Origin of the sequence: Brevibacillus sp. MCWH, assembly GCF_013096935.1 — a bacterium.
GTDB classification, from domain to species: domain Bacteria; phylum Bacillota; class Bacilli; order Brevibacillales; family Brevibacillaceae; genus Brevibacillus; species Brevibacillus aydinogluensis.
The window spans coordinates 204778-220452 of sequence record NZ_SDLF01000003.1; the positions used below are offsets into that span (position 1 = coordinate 204778).

Below are 15675 nucleotides of genomic sequence, written 5' to 3' on the forward strand. Positions count from 1 at the left end.
TTCAGAAGGGGTGAAGATCACTTGAAGACTCGAGTGTATGAATACGCCAAACAGCATAACATGAGCAGCAAGGAAATCCTCAATTTGTTAAAGCGGCTGAACATAGAAGTGGCAAATCATATGAGTATCATGGATGAAGCAACGATCAAAAAAATTGAAGATCACCTTGCCAAGCTGCGGAGCGGCGGCAAGCCGGAACAACAGCGGCCCGCCGGTCAGGCGGAGGCGAAGCCCAAACAGGAAGGCGACAAGAAGCGGACAGAGGAGTCGAAAGGGAAGCAAAAGCCTCAGCAGCAGCGTCGCAACGAACGCCCGTCTGATCGCGGAGCAAGCCGTCAGGGCGGCGGCCAGCGTGCCGACCAGCAGCGTCCGCAACAAGGAAAAAATCAGGGGAAGAATCAGGAGAGAAAACCGAGCGATATGAAAAGCCAATCCGCGAAACCATTTGATCGCAAGCAGCAGGTTGCCCAACATGAGCCAACGGTCAATGAACATGACGATCCGCGCGCAGGCGACGACTTTGAGGACAAGGTAAAAATCCCGCCCAAAGTTTCCCTGGAAAAGCGGGAAAAAATCAAAAAAGGTGCGGGCGGCAAGAAGGGATTCGACGACAGCAAGAAAAATCAGCCGTTCAAAGGCGGCAACAAACGTCAGGAGAACCGCAAGCAGGGGCGCGAACAGCAACAGCGCCAGCTGCCGGATCCGCCGTCCAAAATTACCTTCACCGAGTCGCTTACCGTCGCAGAACTGGCGAAAAAACTGCGCAGGGAACCGGCGGAAATCATCAAAAAGTTGTTTAATTTGGGTATCATGGCGACGATTAACCAGGATCTCGACCGCGATGCCATCGAGTTGATCTGCTCCGAGTACAACGTCGAAGTGGAAGAGAAGATCGTCATCGACGAAACCAACTTCGAGACGATTGAAGAAGTGGATAACCCGGCCGATCTGGTGGAACGTCCGCCGGTTGTCACCATCATGGGTCACGTCGACCACGGGAAGACCACCCTGTTGGACGCCATCCGCTCCACCAACGTCGTAGCGGGTGAAGCAGGCGGCATCACCCAGCACATCGGTGCGTACCAGGTGGAAGTCAAAGGGAAGAAAATTACGTTCCTGGACACCCCCGGCCACGCGGCGTTTACCACGATGCGTGCCCGCGGTGCGCAAATCACCGACATTACCATTCTCGTCGTAGCAGCGGATGACGGTGTCATGCCGCAAACCGTGGAAGCCATCAGCCACGCCAAGGCAGCAAACGTGCCGATCATCGTCGCCGTGAACAAAGTCGACAAGCCGGAGGCAAACGTCGAGCGCATCAAGCAGGAACTGACCGAGTATGGACTGGTGGCTGAAGAGTGGGGCGGCGACACCATTTTCTGCCCGATCTCCGCAAAACAGCGCATCGGCCTCGAGGAGCTGTTGGAGTACATCCTCCTCGTTGCCGAGGTGCAGGAGTTGAAAGCAAATCCGAACAAGCGCGCCCGCGGTACCGTCGTCGAGGCCGAACTGGACAAGGGGCGCGGACCGGTGGCAACCGTCCTGGTGCAGCATGGTACGCTTAAAGTCGGGGACCCGATCGTCGTGGGCACCGCCTATGGCCGCGTCCGTGCGATGGTAAACGACAAGGGACGCCGTCTGAAGGAAGCAGGACCGTCCACGCCAGTGGAGATTACCGGTCTGAATGACGTTCCGCAGGCGGGCGACCAGTTCATGGTCTTCGAAGACGAGAAAAAGGCCCGCTCCATCGGTGAAGCGCGCGCAGCCAAGCAGCGCGAATCGGAACGGCGCGCCAACACGCGCGTATCCCTGGACGATCTGTTCCAGCACATTCAGGAGGGCGATGTGAAAGAGCTCAACCTGATCGTGAAAGCGGATGTGCAGGGCTCCGTGGAAGCGCTCCGCGGCGCGCTCGAGAAGATCGATGTGAACGGCACGCGCGTCAAGATCATTCACACCGGTGTAGGGGCGATTACGGAGTCCGACATCACCCTGGCCAACGCGTCCAACGCCATCGTGATCGGCTTCAACGTGCGTCCTGAGCCAAATGCCCGCAACATGGCGGAACAGGAGAAAATCGACATTCGCCTGCACCGCGTCATCTACAACGTCATCGACGAGATCGAGCAGGCGCTGAAAGGAATGCTGGACCCGGTCTACAAGGAGACCATCATCGGCCAGGCGGAAATCCGCGAAATCTTCAAGGTCTCCAAAGTGGGCAACATCGCCGGCTGCTACGTCACCGAGGGCAAGATTACCCGCGATGCTGGCGCCCGCGTGATCCGCGAAGGTGTGGTCATCTACGAGGGCAAGCTGGATACGCTCAAGCGGTTCAAGGATGATGTACGCGAAGTGATGAGCGGCTACGAGTGCGGCCTGACCCTGGAGCGCTTCCAGGATATCAAGGTCGGCGACGTGATCGAAGCCTTCATCATGGAGGAAGTGAAGCAGTAATGCTGGCGGGGGCGCGGATCGAACTGTTTCTGCCCGCCTGCCGCAATCTAAAGGAGAAACGGGCCATCGTCAAGAGCATACTTGGCAAGCTGCGGAGCCGCTTCAACGTCTCCGCGGCGGAGTTGGCCTGTCAAGAGCAGTGGCAGCGTACCGTGCTGGGTATCGCTGCCGTTGCTAATGAATGGTCGTTTTTGCAGGAACAAATCCAGGCGGCTGTCCGTCTGGTGGAAAACCATCCCGGCGTGGAGTTGATTCGCGCCGATACGGAATACTACGACTAACGCCAGCGGAGGTGACAGAAATGAACAAGACGAGGATGAGCCGGGTGGGCGAGGAGATCAAGAAAGAACTGAGCGTCCTCTTGCAGCGCGGCCTGAAGGACCCGCGCATCGGCTTCGTCACGGTAACGGATGTGGAAGTGACCAGCGATCTCCAGTTGGCCAAGGTGTTCGTCAGCATTTTCGGCGACGACGAACAGCGCAAGGCGTCCCTGGCCGGGCTGCAAAAGGCAAAGGGCTATCTGCGCACGGAGATCGGCCGGCGTGTAAAGCTGCGCCACGTGCCCGATTTCGTATTCAAACTGGATGAGTCGATCGATTACGGGAACCGGATTGAATCGATTCTCCGTGAAATCTCCACAGAAGGTGCCAAAGGAGACAAGCAGGATGACTGATTATCGCCGTGCCTTGGAGGAAGCGGTCCGGTTCCTGCGGGAACACGATCGCTTCCTGATTCTCTCCCACGTCAACCCGGACGGGGATGCGATCGGTTCTACACTGGCTGTGGCCGCAATGCTGGAACAGTTGGGAAAATCATACGTGCTCGTCAATGAGAGCGGCGCGCCGGACAAATTTTCATTTTTGCCCCGGTTTGAGCGGATTTGCAATCTTTCGCAAGATTTGGCCGGCGACACCTTTTCCGCCGTGATCGCGGTCGACTGCGCCGATGCGTCGCGAATGGGGGACGTGCGTCATCTGTTTGCCCCCGACGCCGCCCTGCTCAATATCGATCACCATCCCACCAACGACGCCTTTGGTGCGGTAAACGTCATTCGCACCGATGCGGCGGCCACGGCAGAGATTCTGTATGACCTGAACGAGGCGGCCGGGCTGCCGATCACCGAAGATTTTGCGCTCTGCATCTACACGGGACTTTTGACCGACACGGGCGGCTTCCGCTACTCCAACACGTCGCCGTACAACATGGAGATCGCCGCCCGCTTGCTGCGGTACGGCGTCAATCCGGGCGACGTGGCGGAGCGGTGTCTTGAAGTCATCACGCTGTCCCATGTCAAGCTGCTCAGGCAGGCGCTGCAGACGCTGCGCATGTCCCATGGCAACCTGGTGGCATCCGTTTTTGTTTCTCGCCAGGATTTGGAAAGTGCAGGGGCCGACCGGGAGGATGCCGGGGGACTGGTAAATTACTGCCGCAACATTGAAGGCGTGGAAGTAGGCGTGTCGTTTGTGGAAGCGGAGCCGGGGACGGTGAAGGTGAGCCTGCGGGCCCGCAGCCGCGTGGACGTGTCGGAGATCGCCAAGCAGCTGGGGGGCGGCGGCCACGCCAAAGCGGCAGGCTGCACGCTTCGCGGAACGCTGGCGGAGGCGCAGGAACGGGTGTGGAACGCCCTGGGGCAGGCGTTGGGAGTGAACGCCGATGAGTAACAAGTGGCATGGCGTCGTCGTGCTGGACAAGCCGGCCGGAATGACCTCCCACGATTGCGTGGCGCGTATCCGCCGCCTGTTTCGCACGAAAAAAGTGGGGCATGCCGGCACCCTGGACCCGGACGTGACCGGTGTGCTGCCTGTCTGTCTGGGGCATGCCACCCGCTTGGTGGAATACCTGCAGGACCTTCCGAAGCGATACGATGTGGTGATGCGCCTCGGTTCCTCCACAACGACCGAGGACGCGGCCGGTGAACGGGTGGAACACGTGCCGGTCGACTCTGCGGAGATCACGACAGAGCGGCTGAATGACGTGTTCAGCCAGTTTCTGGGCGAGATCGAGCAGGTGCCGCCGATGTACTCTGCCGTCAAGATAAACGGCAAGCGGCTGTACCAATTGGCCAGAGAGGGCGAAGTGGTGGAGCGCCCCGCCCGCAAAGTGACGATCTACGAACTGGACCTGCACGACATCCGGCCGGACGGCGACGGCGTAGACGTGCACTTTTCCTGCACGTGTTCCAAAGGCACGTATGTGCGCACCTTGTGTGTTGACCTGGGACGAGCTCTGGGGTATCCTGCCCATATGAAGCAGTTGAGGCGCGTCAAAAGCGGCCCGTTTTCAGAAAGGGACGCCGTGGCGCTGGAGCTGCTGGAAGAAAAAAGCGCGGGCGGTGAGGATTTGTCCCCCTGGTTGGTCCCCTTGTCGCAAGCGGTCTCGTTCTTGCCGAGGTATCAGGTGCCGCCAGAGCGGACAAAAGCGGTGCTGAACGGTTTGTCCACCGCTCTTCCCGGCGTGAAGGCGGAAGAGGGCAGCCTGATCTGCCTGTTTGCAGGCGAACAGCTGCTAGGCATTCACCGCGTCTGCCGCGGCCCCAAAGGTCTTTTTGCCAAGGCTGAAAAAGTCTTTCCCACCGAGGTGTAAACGTGAAAACGATATCCTTGACGTATCCACTGCCGCGGGATTTGCAGCCGGACCCCTGCGCCATTGCCCTGGGGTATTTTGACGGCGTACATATCGGCCATCGGCGCGTGATTCAGAAAGCGATCGACACGGCCAAGATGAACGGATGGAAAAGCGCGATCATGACCTTCGATCCCCATCCGCGCGAGGTGCTGGGGCAGACCGGGTACAGCCAGTATCTCACCCCGCTGGCGGATAAGCTGGAACAACTGGAAAAGATGGGCGTAGATCTGACCTACGTGATGCGTTTTGACATCGCCTTCGCGGCCGTCTACCCGGAGGACTTCATCGCCGAGTGCCTGCTGCCGCTCAACTGCCGCCATGTGGTCGTCGGGTTTGACTACACGTTTGGCTACCGCGGCATGGGTACTGCACAGACGCTGCTGGCATCAAGCGAGGGACGGTACGGCATCGACATCGTCGGACCGGTCAACCGGTTGGGCGAAAAAGTGAGCAGCACGATCATCCGTGAGTATCTGCACCATGGCAACGTGGAGCAGACCCGTCTGCTGCTCGGACGGCCGTACAAGATCAGGGGCGTGGTCGTCCACGGCGACAAGCGCGGCCGCACGATCGGCTTCCCCACAGCCAACGTGCGCCTATCACGCCCGTATCTGATCGGGAAAAACGGGGTGTACGGCGTCCGTTTCAACGTGGACGGGCAAAGCTACCGGGGCGTGATGAACGTGGGCATCAAGCCGACGTTTGAGCTGGAGAAGAAGGAAAAGTCGCTGGAAGTGCACATTTTTGACTTCCAGGGAGACCTGTACGGAAAAGAAGTGGAAGTGGAATTTCTGTTCTTCATCCGCGACGAGCAAAAATTCTCCGGTGTGGACGCGCTGATCGCACAAATTCGGGAAGATGTGGAGTACGCCAAGCGGAAGTTTGCCGAGGCGAACGTGTAAATCTTTTCATTGCTTTTCCATGAGCGGTATGCTATAATTCAAAACGTTGTACAGATAACCGCAGCTTGGCTGTCCGACACTCACCGGCGGCAGACTCGGCTGACGGGGATAGACAAGAGGGAGGTGAGTCATGATGGCACTGTCTCAAGAACGCAAAGCTCAACTGATTCAAGAGTTCCGCACGCATGAGAACGACACTGGTTCTCCGGAAGTTCAGATCGCTATCCTGACCGAAAACATCAACAACCTGAACGAACATCTGCGCGTTCACAAGAAAGACCACCACAGCCGTCGTGGTCTGCTGAAGATGGTTGGTCAGCGCCGCAATCTGTTGAACTACCTGAAAGAAACGGACATTCAGCGCTATCGCGTACTGATTGACCGTCTCGGTCTGCGTCGCTAATGACATCAGTTGGAAAGCGGGTTCATCCCGCTTTTTCTGCTGTCTGCGCCTCTTTCCGCCAGCGGGGTGACGTTACGAGCTGCAGACCAGTCGCTTCTCGGCGATCCTGCGCCCGGCGACCGCTGGCGAAACTCCATTCTTCCCGTGCAACTGGCACAGGGTGCCATTTAATTTTCAAACAGGCAGGAAATAATACATATAGGTAGAAAAAGATTGTATACGTGTCACTACGTCGTGAAGGAGGACTGCTAGCAACATGGAGCAACAATACCGTACATACGACTTTGACCTGGCAGGCCGCAAACTGACGCTGGAATTCGGCAAGATGGCCAAGCAGGCACAAGGTTCGGTTTTGGTTCGGTACGGCGATACGGCGATTCTATCCGCTGTGACGGTATCCAAGGAAGCAAAGCCGATTGACTTTTTCCCGCTGACCGTCAACTACGAGGAGCGCCTGTACGCAGTCGGGAAAATTCCCGGAGGGTTTATCAAACGGGAGGGACGTCCCAGCGAAAAGGCGATTTTGGCCAGCCGCCTGATTGACCGTCCGATTCGTCCGCTGTTCCTCGAGGGGTTCCGCAACGAAGTCCAGGTGGTAAACACGGTGCTGTCCGTTGACCAGGACTGCTCGCCGGAGATCGCTGCGATGATCGGTACGTCGGCTGCGCTGTGCGTATCGGAAATTCCGTTTAACGGCCCCATTGCCGGCGTGATCGTCGGGCGCGTAGACGGCCAGTTCGTGATCAACCCGACCGTCGAACAGATGGAAAAGAGCGACATTCATCTGGTCGTGGCCGGTACGCGCGACGCCATCAACATGGTGGAAGCGGGAGCCGACCAGGTGCCGGAAGAAGTGATGCTGGAAGCGATCATGACCGGTCACGAGGTCATCAAGGAACTGGTCGCATTCCAGGATCAGATCGTCGCCGAGATCGGCAAGGAAAAAATGGAAGTCGTGCTGCATGAAGTGGACCCGGAGATTGACCAGGCTGTCCGCAGCTATGCCGAAGCCCGGTTGAAGGAAGCGATCCGCATCGAGGAGAAGCAGGCGCGCTACGACGCAATTGACGCAATCAAGGAAGAAACGCGTCAGCACTTTGCCGAGCTCAATCCGGAGACGTATCCGGAACAGGAAGCGATGATCAACGAGGTGCTGCACAACATCGTCAAGGAAGAAGTGCGCCGCCTGATCACCGAGGAGAAAATCCGGCCGGATGGACGGGCCCTCAACGAAATTCGTCCGCTTTCCAGCGAAGTGGGCCTGTTGCCTCGCACGCACGGTTCCGGGCTGTTCACACGGGGCCAAACGCAAGCGCTCAGCGTATGTACGCTCGGTGCGCTGGGGGATGTGCAGATCCTGGACGGATTGGGTCTGGAAGAGTCCAAACGCTTCATGCACCACTACAATTTCCCGCCGTACAGTGTAGGGGAAGCACGTCCGTTGCGGGCACCGGGACGCCGCGAGATCGGGCACGGAGCGCTGGGCGAGCGGGCGATCGAACCGATCATCCCGTCTGAGAGCGAGTTCCCGTATACCATCCGGCTTGTTTCCGAGGTGATCGAATCCAACGGTTCCACCTCCCAGGCGTCGATTTGCGCCAGCGTGTTGGCTCTGATGGATGCAGGCGTGCCGATCAAGGCGCCGGTTGCCGGTATCGCGATGGGGCTGATCATGGGCAACGACGGCAAGACCTTCTCCATCCTGACTGACATCCAGGGCATGGAAGACCATCTCGGCGACATGGACTTCAAGGTGGCCGGTACGGAAAAAGGGGTTACCGCCATTCAGATGGACATCAAGATTTCCGGCATCAACCGGGAGATTCTGCAGCAGGCGCTGGAACAGGCTCGCGAAGGACGGCTCGTGATTCTCAAGCACATGATGGAAACGATCTCCGCACCGCGGCCGCAGCTTTCTCCATACGCGCCGAAGATTATCACGATGCAGATCAATCCGGACAAGATCCGCGAAGTGATCGGTCCCCAAGGACGCGTCATCAACAAGATCATCGACGAAACGGGCGTCAAAATCGACATCGAACAAGATGGTCGCATCTACATCGCCTCGGTCGATCAGGAAGCCAACCTGCGTGCGAAACAGATCATCGAAGACCTGGTTCGCGAGGTAACCGTTGGCCAGACCTATCTGGGCACCGTGAAGCGCGTGGAAAAATACGGGGCGTTCATCGAACTGTTTGCCGGCAAGGAAGGTCTCTGCCACATTTCCCAACTGGCGGAAGAACGGGTCGCCAAGACCGAAGATGTCGTTTCCATCGGCGACAAAGTGCTCGTCAAGGTTACGGAAATTGACGACCAGGGCCGGATCAACCTGTCCCGCAAGGCCGTGCTGAAGGAACAGGCGGCACAGCGTGCGGCTGCTAAAGCAGAATAACTTACAAGCAAAAGGCTTCGTCACTCGAAGGTATCTTCGCGTACGGAAGCTTTTTCTTTTTGCGTTTTGCGTTTTGCCAACCACGTCGTCTGCACACGGACATCTCTGTTTTGACAGGGATGTTCTTTTTTCGTCTAACCGTTTTTCTCCATACATACACTGGACAAAGAAAGGTTGTACGGCAGAGAAGGAAGGGGGCAACCCTCATGGGTCAAAAGGCAAAACGCTTGTGGTTTATGGGAGGGGGTGCGGTCCTCCTGTTCTTTGTTCTCAGCAACGGTCCGATCGATCAGTACGTTGACACGGTCAAGCGCCAGACCGTGCAGGCAGCGCTTTCCCTGGAAGGGGATGAACGGCTGCGCGCCCTGATCGATCAGTGGAAACAGGGACGGGAAGAGGCACCGATCAATGCCCGGATCGACCCCATCTGGAAAGCGATTCCCGGTTACAACGGACGCGTCGTAGACGTCGAGGCATCCCTGGCCAACATGAAGCGGTCCCGCACGCCAGGCCCGGAGTCGCTGGTGTACAAGGAGGTCCCTCCGGCGGTCACGCTGGAACAATTGGGTGCGCACCCCGTTTACCGGGGGAACGAAAAAAAGCCGGCCATTTCGTTTATGATCAATGTTGCCTGGGGCAACGAGTATCTCGATACCATCCTGGACACGCTGGACAAACACGGGGTGAAGACCACGTTTTTCCTGGACGGGTCGTGGGTCAAACGCTTCCCGGAATGGGCGAAAAAGATTGCTGCCCGGGGTCACGAGATCGGCAACCACGCATACTCCCACCCCGACATGAGCCGGTTGGGCCGTGAGCGCATTCGCCAGGAAATCGGCCGCACACAGGAGGTGATCCGCCATACACTAGGGGTAACACCTGTGCTGTTTGCCCCTCCCTCCGGTGCGTTCAATCAAGCGGTCGTCGACATCGCCCGCCACGACTTCCAGATGACGACCATCCTCTGGACAGCGGACACGGTTGACTGGCAAAAGCCGTCGGTAGACGTGCTGATTCGGCGGATCGAGCCCAAAATGGGCAACGGAGTACTGGTTCTGATGCACCCGACCGCACCCACGGCAGCAGGGCTGGATACGTTGATCAGGATGGCGAGGCAAAAGGGATTGGTCCCCACCACCGTTTCTGAAGTGATTTCCAACCGGCGCCTGCCCTGAAAGTGCAAGACAATGGGATCATTTATTGTGGAGTCAAGGGAATTTTGCTATAGTTAGACGTGTTTACAAGAGAGTCCCGAAGCGGATAGAGACAGATAGACAACCGAGGAGGATTTGTGTGATTCAACGGCATACATGTGAAAACGGTCTGCGGATCGTGACGGAGAAGATTCCTTCCGTGCGTTCCGTTGCACTGGGCATCTGGGTGGGGACCGGCTCCAAATACGAAACAAAACAGGACAACGGCATTTCCCATTTTCTGGAACACATGTTTTTCAAGGGGACCACATCCCGTTCGGCAAAGGAAATTGCCGAAACCTTTGACGAAATTGGCGGCAATGTGAATGCCTTTACCTCCAAGGAGTACACCTGCTACTACGCGCGGGTGCTGGACCAGCATGCCCCGATAGCGCTTGACGTGTTGGCGGACATGTACTTTCACTCCGTATTTGACGAGGAGGAGCTGGAAAAGGAAAAAAACGTGGTGATCGAAGAGATCAGCATGTACGAGGATACCCCGGACGATCTGGTGCATGATCTGATTGCCCGCGCCAGCTTCGCTGACCATCCGCTGGGGTCTCCCATTCTCGGCACGGAAGAGGTGCTGCGAGCGCTCAAACGTGACGATTTGATCAACTACATTGAACGTCGTTATTTGCCGACCAATACTGTGGTGACGGTGGCGGGCAATTTTGACGACTCCCTGATCGAAGAAATCAAACGGCGCTTCTCTGCGTTTCAGCGTCAAGCCCAGCAAATGGACGTGGCCCAACCTGTGTTCGCGGCCAACGCATTAGCGCAGCACAAGGCCACGGAGCAGGCGCACCTGTGCATTTCGCTGCCTGGTTATCCGGTCGGACACGAGGAGATCTACTCGCTGATTCTGCTCAACAACGTGCTCGGCGGCAGCATGAGCTCCCGGCTGTTCCAGGAAATCCGCGAAGAACGCGGGCTTGCGTACTCCGTCTATTCGTACCACTCTTCATACAAAGAGACGGGTACCTTCACGATTTACACCGGGACGGCGCCGGAGCAGGTCGGGCAAGTCTTTGACATCGTCGCCCACGTGCTGCGGGACGTTGCTGAAAACGGCATTACCGACAAGGAACTGAACAAGGGCAAGGAGCAGTTGAAGGGCAGCCTGATGCTCAGCCTGGAAAGCACCAACAGCCGCATGAGCCGGCTGGGCAAAAACGAGCTGCTGCTGGGGCGCCACCTCACACTGGATGAGATTCTCGCCAAGATCGACCGCGTCTCCCATGAGTCGGTCCACGCCGTGGCACGCGAATTGTTCCGCTCCAAACTGGCGCTGGCGATGGTGAGCCCGCTGGACGGTTTCCCGGCCAATGTGAAAAGCGATATTCTCCTGTAGAAAGGGAGGACAAAAAATCCGGCATAGGCCGGATTTTTTCGTATAAGCATGGTGATGACGGGCTGGTGCCCAAACACGGGAAAGATCTGCCGGCGAATGACTGCGGCGGTTCGGAACAAAGGGGGAGACGGCATGCGCTTGAGCGAGTTTGGCGGCAAGGAGATCATCGGGCTGGACAACGGGGAACGGCTGGGCGTGATCGGCGACGCGGATCTGGAGATCAATACGGAGACGGGACAAATCCGTTCGATCATCATACCGCAAGGCGGCTTTTTCGCTTTGGGGAAACGGCGCGAGGACATCGTGATCCCTTGGGAGGCGATCGTCAAAATCGGTCCTGACATGGTGATCATCCAAATGCACAGACGAGAGCCGCAAGCCTCTGAAAAGTAGGGTGAGTGTAACCGAACCTATAAACGGCGAATAGGATGGGGGTAGACCGCAACGATTTCCGTTATCTTTTTCACACGGAAAAACCTTTGCGTTTCGAATCGATTGCAGTAAAATGTGTGGAAAGGGGAACGCAGCATGCTAACGGGCATACATGTTGCCTTTATCGGCGGCGACGCCCGCCAGTTGGAAGTCATCAAGCGGTGCATACAACTGGATGCCAGCGTCACGTTGATTGGCTTTGACAACCTGGAAAGCATCTTCACCGGGGCAACGAAGAGACCATTAACATGCGATGTGTTGCGAGACGTGGATGCCCTCATCTTGCCCGTGGTCGGTACTGATGACGACGGTTACGTGGAAAGCATCTTCTGCTCCAAGCCGCTGCGGCTTTTGGAAGAGCACGCAGCCAGCTTGCAGAAGCACTGCGTCGTGTACACCGGCATGGCGAAGCCCTATCTGAGACAACTGCTGGCAGCCTCGCAGATTACGTTGGTGGAACTATTAGATCGTGATGATGTTGCCATCTACAATTCCATCCCGACGGTGGAGGGAGCGTTGATGATGGCAATTCAACATACGGACATTACGATTCACGGATCACAGGCCATCGTGCTCGGATTGGGGCGGACAGGCATGTCCATGGCGCGGGCGCTGCATGCGCTGGGCGCCCGCGTCAAGGTGGGGGCGAGACGTCAGGAACACTTGGCACGCATTTATGAAATGGGGCTTACCCCTTTTCATTTCAGCGAATTGAAGCAGCAGGTGACCAATGCCGATTTTATATTCAACACCGTGCCTCATCTTGTCCTCACAGCGGAAGTGATTGCCCAGATGCCGCAGACGGCATTTATCCTGGACCTGGCGTCGAAGCCGGGGGGCACTGATTTTCGCTATGCAGAAAAACGAGGCATCAAAGCGCTGCTCGCTCCCGGATTGCCTGGAATCGTCGCACCGAAGACCGCCGGAAAGATCATGGCTCAAACGCTGTCTCGTCTAATTGCGGAACAAACGATCACCAGGGGGAGTCAACATGAGTAAACTGAAGGGAAAGACCATTGGTTTCGGTTTGTCCGGTTCCCACTGCACGTTAGACGAGACGATGCCGCAGATCAAACGGCTGGTGGACGCAGGCGCGAGAGTGATCCCGATCGTCTCACAAACGATCATGACGACGGATACGCGCTTTGGCACTTCGGAAAGCTGGCAGCGCAAGTTGGTGGAGATTACGGGGGAATCGCTGATCGCTTCGATTCCGGAGGCAGAACCGCTGGGGCCGTCGAAGCTGCTGGACGTGATGGTGATCGCCCCCTGCACAGGCAGCACGACCAGTCGTCTGGCCAACGCAATCACTGACAGTCCGGTGTTGATGGCAGCCAAGGCGACGATGCGCAACTTGCGTCCGGTCGTCATCGCCATCTCCACCAATGACGGTCTGGGCTTGAATGCAGCCAACATCGCCAAGCTGCTCGCGGCGAAAAACATTTACTTTGTTCCGTTTGGACAGGATGCGCCGGAGAAAAAGCCCAATTCGCTTGTCGCCCGCATGGATTTGATCTTGGAGACGTGTGAAGCTGCTTTGGAAGGCCGACAGTTGCAACCCTTGTTGATAGAAAGATACAACTATTCGTAACAACTGAAAAGCGATTTGGAGGAGAGTAAAAGATGGCGAACCAACTGACCTACACCGTCGCTGTGGTCGGCGCGACCGGCGCAGTCGGACAGCAAATGATCAAGATTCTCGAGGAGCGCGACTTTCCGATCAAGCAGTTGAAACTGCTCGCTTCCGGACGTTCCGCCGGCAAGACCGTCCGCTTCAAGGGACAGGACGTCGTCGTGGAAGAGGCAACGCCGGACAGCTTTGCCGGAGTGGATTTCGCCTTGTTCAGCGCCGGCGGGGCGGTCAGCAAGGAACTGGCTCATCACGCCGTGCGTCACGGTGCCGTGGTAATTGACAACACCAGCGCGTTTCGAATGGACCCGGACGTGCCGCTCGTCGTGCCGGAAGTGAACATGGAGGCCGCGTTCAAGCACAAGGGGATCATTGCCAATCCGAACTGCTCGACGATTCAGATGGTAGCCGCTTTGAAACCCTTGTATGATCGATATGGAATAGATCGCATCATCGTCTCCACGTATCAGGCCGTATCCGGCGCGGGTGCATCTGCCATTCAGGAGCTGTTGACGCAGACCCGCGACGTTCTGGACGGCAAGCAGCCGGAGTGCAAGGTGCTGCCTGTCGGCAAGCTGCCGGTGCATCACCCGATCGCCTTTAACGCCATTCCGCAAATCGACGTGTTCACGGACAACGGCTTCACCTACGAGGAGATGAAAATGGTCAACGAGACCAAAAAGATCCTCGGTGACGACAGTGTGCTGGTTTCCGCCACGTGCGTGCGCATTCCGGTCGTCTACGGCCACAGCGAAGCCGTCTACGTGGAGCTGAAACAGGACTACGATCTGGACGAAGTGAAGTCTCTGCTGGAACAGGCGCCTGGCATCGTGCTGGTGGATCAGCCCGAAGAGCAGCGTTATCCGCTGGCGACCGATGCAGCCGGCAAGCTGGACGTGTTTGTTGGTCGGGTAAGACGCGACCTGCATCACCCCCGCGGCCTGCACATGTGGATCGTTTCCGACAACTTGCTCAAAGGTGCGGCATGGAATACGGTACAAATCGCTGAAGAACTCATCAAAGCACGAGCATAGGGGAGAGGTTTGTGAAAATTCTCGTCCAGAAGTTCGGCGGTTCTTCCCTGACGACGGAAGAGTGCCGAATGAGGGCTATTACGCATATGGAACGAGCGCTCGACGAAGGCTATGCCCTCGTCGTCGTCGTGTCTGCAATGGGGCGCAAAGGTGACCCGTATGCGACCGACACGCTCTTGCAGTTGATTCGCAACAACGGCAACCGCCTGCCCCGCAGGGAGACGGACCTGCTCATGCACACCGGAGAGATCATCTCCGCCACCGTGATGTGCAGCATGCTGAATGCGCGCGGCATCAAGTCCACAATCCTGACGGGCGGGCAGGCCAACATCGTCACGACAGACGAGTTTACCAACGCCCAGATCGAATCGATTGATCCCGGCCGGATTCGCAAGGAACTGGAAGCGGGGAACGTGGTCATCGTTCCCGGTTTTCAGGGGCGCACGGCTGATTGGGAGATTACCACGCTGGGGCGGGGCGGCAGCGACACCACGGCGACAGCGCTTGGTGTCGCCCTCCGCGCCGAAAGGGTGGACATTTTTACTGACGTAAACGGCATCATGACGGCTGATCCGCGGATTGTCGAAGAAGCGCAGCCGCTCAGCACGGTGACGTATACGGAAATTTGCAACATGGCCCACCTGGGGGCCAAAGTGATCCATCCCCGCGCGGTGGAAATTGCGATGCAGGCCAACGTGCCGATTCGGGTGCGTTCCACGTTTTCGGACGACCCTGGCACGCTGGTGACCACCATGCTGGAAATTGACAAGATGGGTTATACTGTACACGACCGCCTGGTCATGGGCATCGCGCACGTGCCGAACATTACACAGATCAAGGTGGCGAACAAGGACGGAACGTACGACACCCAATTGCAGGTGTTCAAGGCGATGGCCCAGCACAGCATCAGTGTGGACTTTATCAACGTAAATCCGTTGGGCGTGGCGTACACCGTCCATGACGAGATGAGCGAACAAGCAGCGCGGATTCTGACCGACTTGGGATACGAACCGCAGATTCTGCCGCACTGCGCCAAAGTCTCTGTCATCGGTGCGGGGATTGCCGGCGTTCCCGGTGTAATGGCGCAGATTGTGGAGGCGCTGACGCAGGAAGACATCCAGATCTTGCAGTCGGCCGACTCGCATACGACCATCTGGGTGCTGGTTCACGAAGCGGACATGGTGCGCGCTGTTCGCGCCCTGCACAAACAGTTCAAGCTGCACAACGGACACATGTAGCTCCATTTGCCGTGGCAG

15 protein-coding genes are annotated in these 15675 nt (G+C 57.4%); all 15 read left to right on the plus strand.

Annotated elements, in window-relative coordinates; all coding sequences use genetic code 11:
• The first annotated feature begins 21 nt into the window (after nt 1-21).
• Nucleotides 22-2454: a translation initiation factor IF-2 gene (infB, locus tag ETC00_RS04090; RefSeq protein WP_171564679.1), complete on the plus strand. Its 2433-nt coding sequence runs from the start codon at nt 22-24 to the stop codon at nt 2452-2454.
• Nucleotides 2454-2735, plus strand: coding sequence for a DUF503 domain-containing protein (locus ETC00_RS04095; protein WP_171564680.1), 282 nt, complete (start codon nt 2454-2456; stop codon nt 2733-2735). The genes infB and ETC00_RS04095 overlap by 1 nt, the downstream gene beginning before the upstream one ends.
• Nucleotides 2736-2755: 20 nt before the next feature.
• Nucleotides 2756-3127 (plus strand): 30S ribosome-binding factor RbfA, encoded by a 372-nt coding sequence (rbfA, locus tag ETC00_RS04100; protein ID WP_171564681.1) that lies wholly within the window; start codon nt 2756-2758, stop codon nt 3125-3127.
• The gene (locus ETC00_RS04105; protein ID WP_171564682.1) at nt 3120-4115 is read left to right on the plus strand and encodes a DHH family phosphoesterase; all 996 of its coding nucleotides are present in this window, start codon (nt 3120-3122) and stop codon (nt 4113-4115) included. Before rbfA ends, ETC00_RS04105 begins: the two co-directional genes overlap by 8 nt.
• On the plus strand, nt 4108-5037 hold the full coding sequence (truB, locus tag ETC00_RS04110) for a tRNA pseudouridine(55) synthase TruB (RefSeq protein WP_171564683.1): 930 nt from the start codon (nt 4108-4110) through the stop codon (nt 5035-5037). The genes ETC00_RS04105 and truB overlap by 8 nt, the downstream gene beginning before the upstream one ends.
• Before the next feature lie 2 nt (nt 5038-5039).
• Nucleotides 5040-5981 carry a bifunctional riboflavin kinase/FAD synthetase gene (locus ETC00_RS04115; protein ID WP_171564684.1) on the plus strand — a complete coding sequence of 314 codons (942 nt, stop codon included), beginning with the start codon at nt 5040-5042 and terminating at the stop codon, nt 5979-5981.
• A gap of 133 nt (nt 5982-6114) precedes the next feature.
• A complete protein-coding gene (rpsO, locus tag ETC00_RS04120) occupies nt 6115-6384 on the plus strand; it encodes a 30S ribosomal protein S15 (RefSeq protein ID WP_171564749.1) in 270 nt (89 codons plus the stop codon).
• A 256-nt stretch (nt 6385-6640) separates the two neighbouring features.
• Nucleotides 6641-8776, plus strand: coding sequence for a polyribonucleotide nucleotidyltransferase (pnp, locus tag ETC00_RS04125; RefSeq protein ID WP_171564685.1), 2136 nt, complete (start codon nt 6641-6643; stop codon nt 8774-8776).
• A 206-nt stretch (nt 8777-8982) separates the two neighbouring features.
• The gene (locus tag ETC00_RS04130; RefSeq protein WP_171564686.1) at nt 8983-9951 is read left to right on the plus strand and encodes a polysaccharide deacetylase family protein; all 969 of its coding nucleotides are present in this window, start codon (nt 8983-8985) and stop codon (nt 9949-9951) included.
• Between the two features lie 118 nt (nt 9952-10069).
• On the plus strand, nt 10070-11323 hold the full coding sequence (locus ETC00_RS04135) for a M16 family metallopeptidase (protein ID WP_171564687.1): 1254 nt from the start codon (nt 10070-10072) through the stop codon (nt 11321-11323).
• Nucleotides 11324-11455: 132 nt separating this feature from the next.
• Nucleotides 11456-11716: a YlmC/YmxH family sporulation protein gene (locus tag ETC00_RS04140; RefSeq protein WP_171564688.1), complete on the plus strand. Its 261-nt coding sequence runs from the start codon at nt 11456-11458 to the stop codon at nt 11714-11716.
• A gap of 135 nt (nt 11717-11851) precedes the next feature.
• On the plus strand, nt 11852-12754 hold the full coding sequence (dpsA, locus tag ETC00_RS04145) for a dipicolinate synthase subunit DpsA (RefSeq protein WP_171564689.1): 903 nt from the start codon (nt 11852-11854) through the stop codon (nt 12752-12754).
• A complete protein-coding gene (locus tag ETC00_RS04150; RefSeq protein WP_171564690.1) occupies nt 12747-13346 on the plus strand; it encodes a dipicolinate synthase subunit B in 600 nt (199 codons plus the stop codon). The genes dpsA and ETC00_RS04150 overlap by 8 nt, the downstream gene beginning before the upstream one ends.
• Nucleotides 13347-13378: 32 nt before the next feature.
• Nucleotides 13379-14419: an aspartate-semialdehyde dehydrogenase gene (locus ETC00_RS04155; protein WP_171564691.1), complete on the plus strand. Its 1041-nt coding sequence runs from the start codon at nt 13379-13381 to the stop codon at nt 14417-14419.
• An 11-nt stretch (nt 14420-14430) separates the two neighbouring features.
• A complete protein-coding gene (gene dapG / locus ETC00_RS04160) occupies nt 14431-15657 on the plus strand; it encodes an aspartate kinase (protein ID WP_171564692.1) in 1227 nt (408 codons plus the stop codon).
• Nucleotides 15658-15675: the final 18 nt, after the last annotated feature.

Coding starts and splice junctions, on each gene's coding strand:
- ETC00_RS04095 (WP_171564680.1), top strand. CDS start 2,454: ATGCTGGCGGGGGCGCGGATCGAACTGTTTCTGCCCGCCTGCCGCAAT.
- rbfA (WP_171564681.1), top strand. CDS start 2,756: ATGAACAAGACGAGGATGAGCCGGGTGGGCGAGGAGATCAAGAAAGAA.
- ETC00_RS04105 (WP_171564682.1), top strand. CDS start 3,120: ATGACTGATTATCGCCGTGCCTTGGAGGAAGCGGTCCGGTTCCTGCGG.
- truB (WP_171564683.1), top strand. CDS start 4,108: ATGAGTAACAAGTGGCATGGCGTCGTCGTGCTGGACAAGCCGGCCGGA.
- rpsO (WP_171564749.1), top strand. CDS start 6,115: ATGGCACTGTCTCAAGAACGCAAAGCTCAACTGATTCAAGAGTTCCGC.
- pnp (WP_171564685.1), top strand. CDS start 6,641: ATGGAGCAACAATACCGTACATACGACTTTGACCTGGCAGGCCGCAAA.
- ETC00_RS04130 (WP_171564686.1), top strand. CDS start 8,983: ATGGGTCAAAAGGCAAAACGCTTGTGGTTTATGGGAGGGGGTGCGGTC.
- ETC00_RS04140 (WP_171564688.1), top strand. CDS start 11,456: ATGCGCTTGAGCGAGTTTGGCGGCAAGGAGATCATCGGGCTGGACAAC.
- dpsA (WP_171564689.1), top strand. CDS start 11,852: ATGCTAACGGGCATACATGTTGCCTTTATCGGCGGCGACGCCCGCCAG.
- ETC00_RS04150 (WP_171564690.1), top strand. CDS start 12,747: ATGAGTAAACTGAAGGGAAAGACCATTGGTTTCGGTTTGTCCGGTTCC.
- ETC00_RS04155 (WP_171564691.1), top strand. CDS start 13,379: ATGGCGAACCAACTGACCTACACCGTCGCTGTGGTCGGCGCGACCGGC.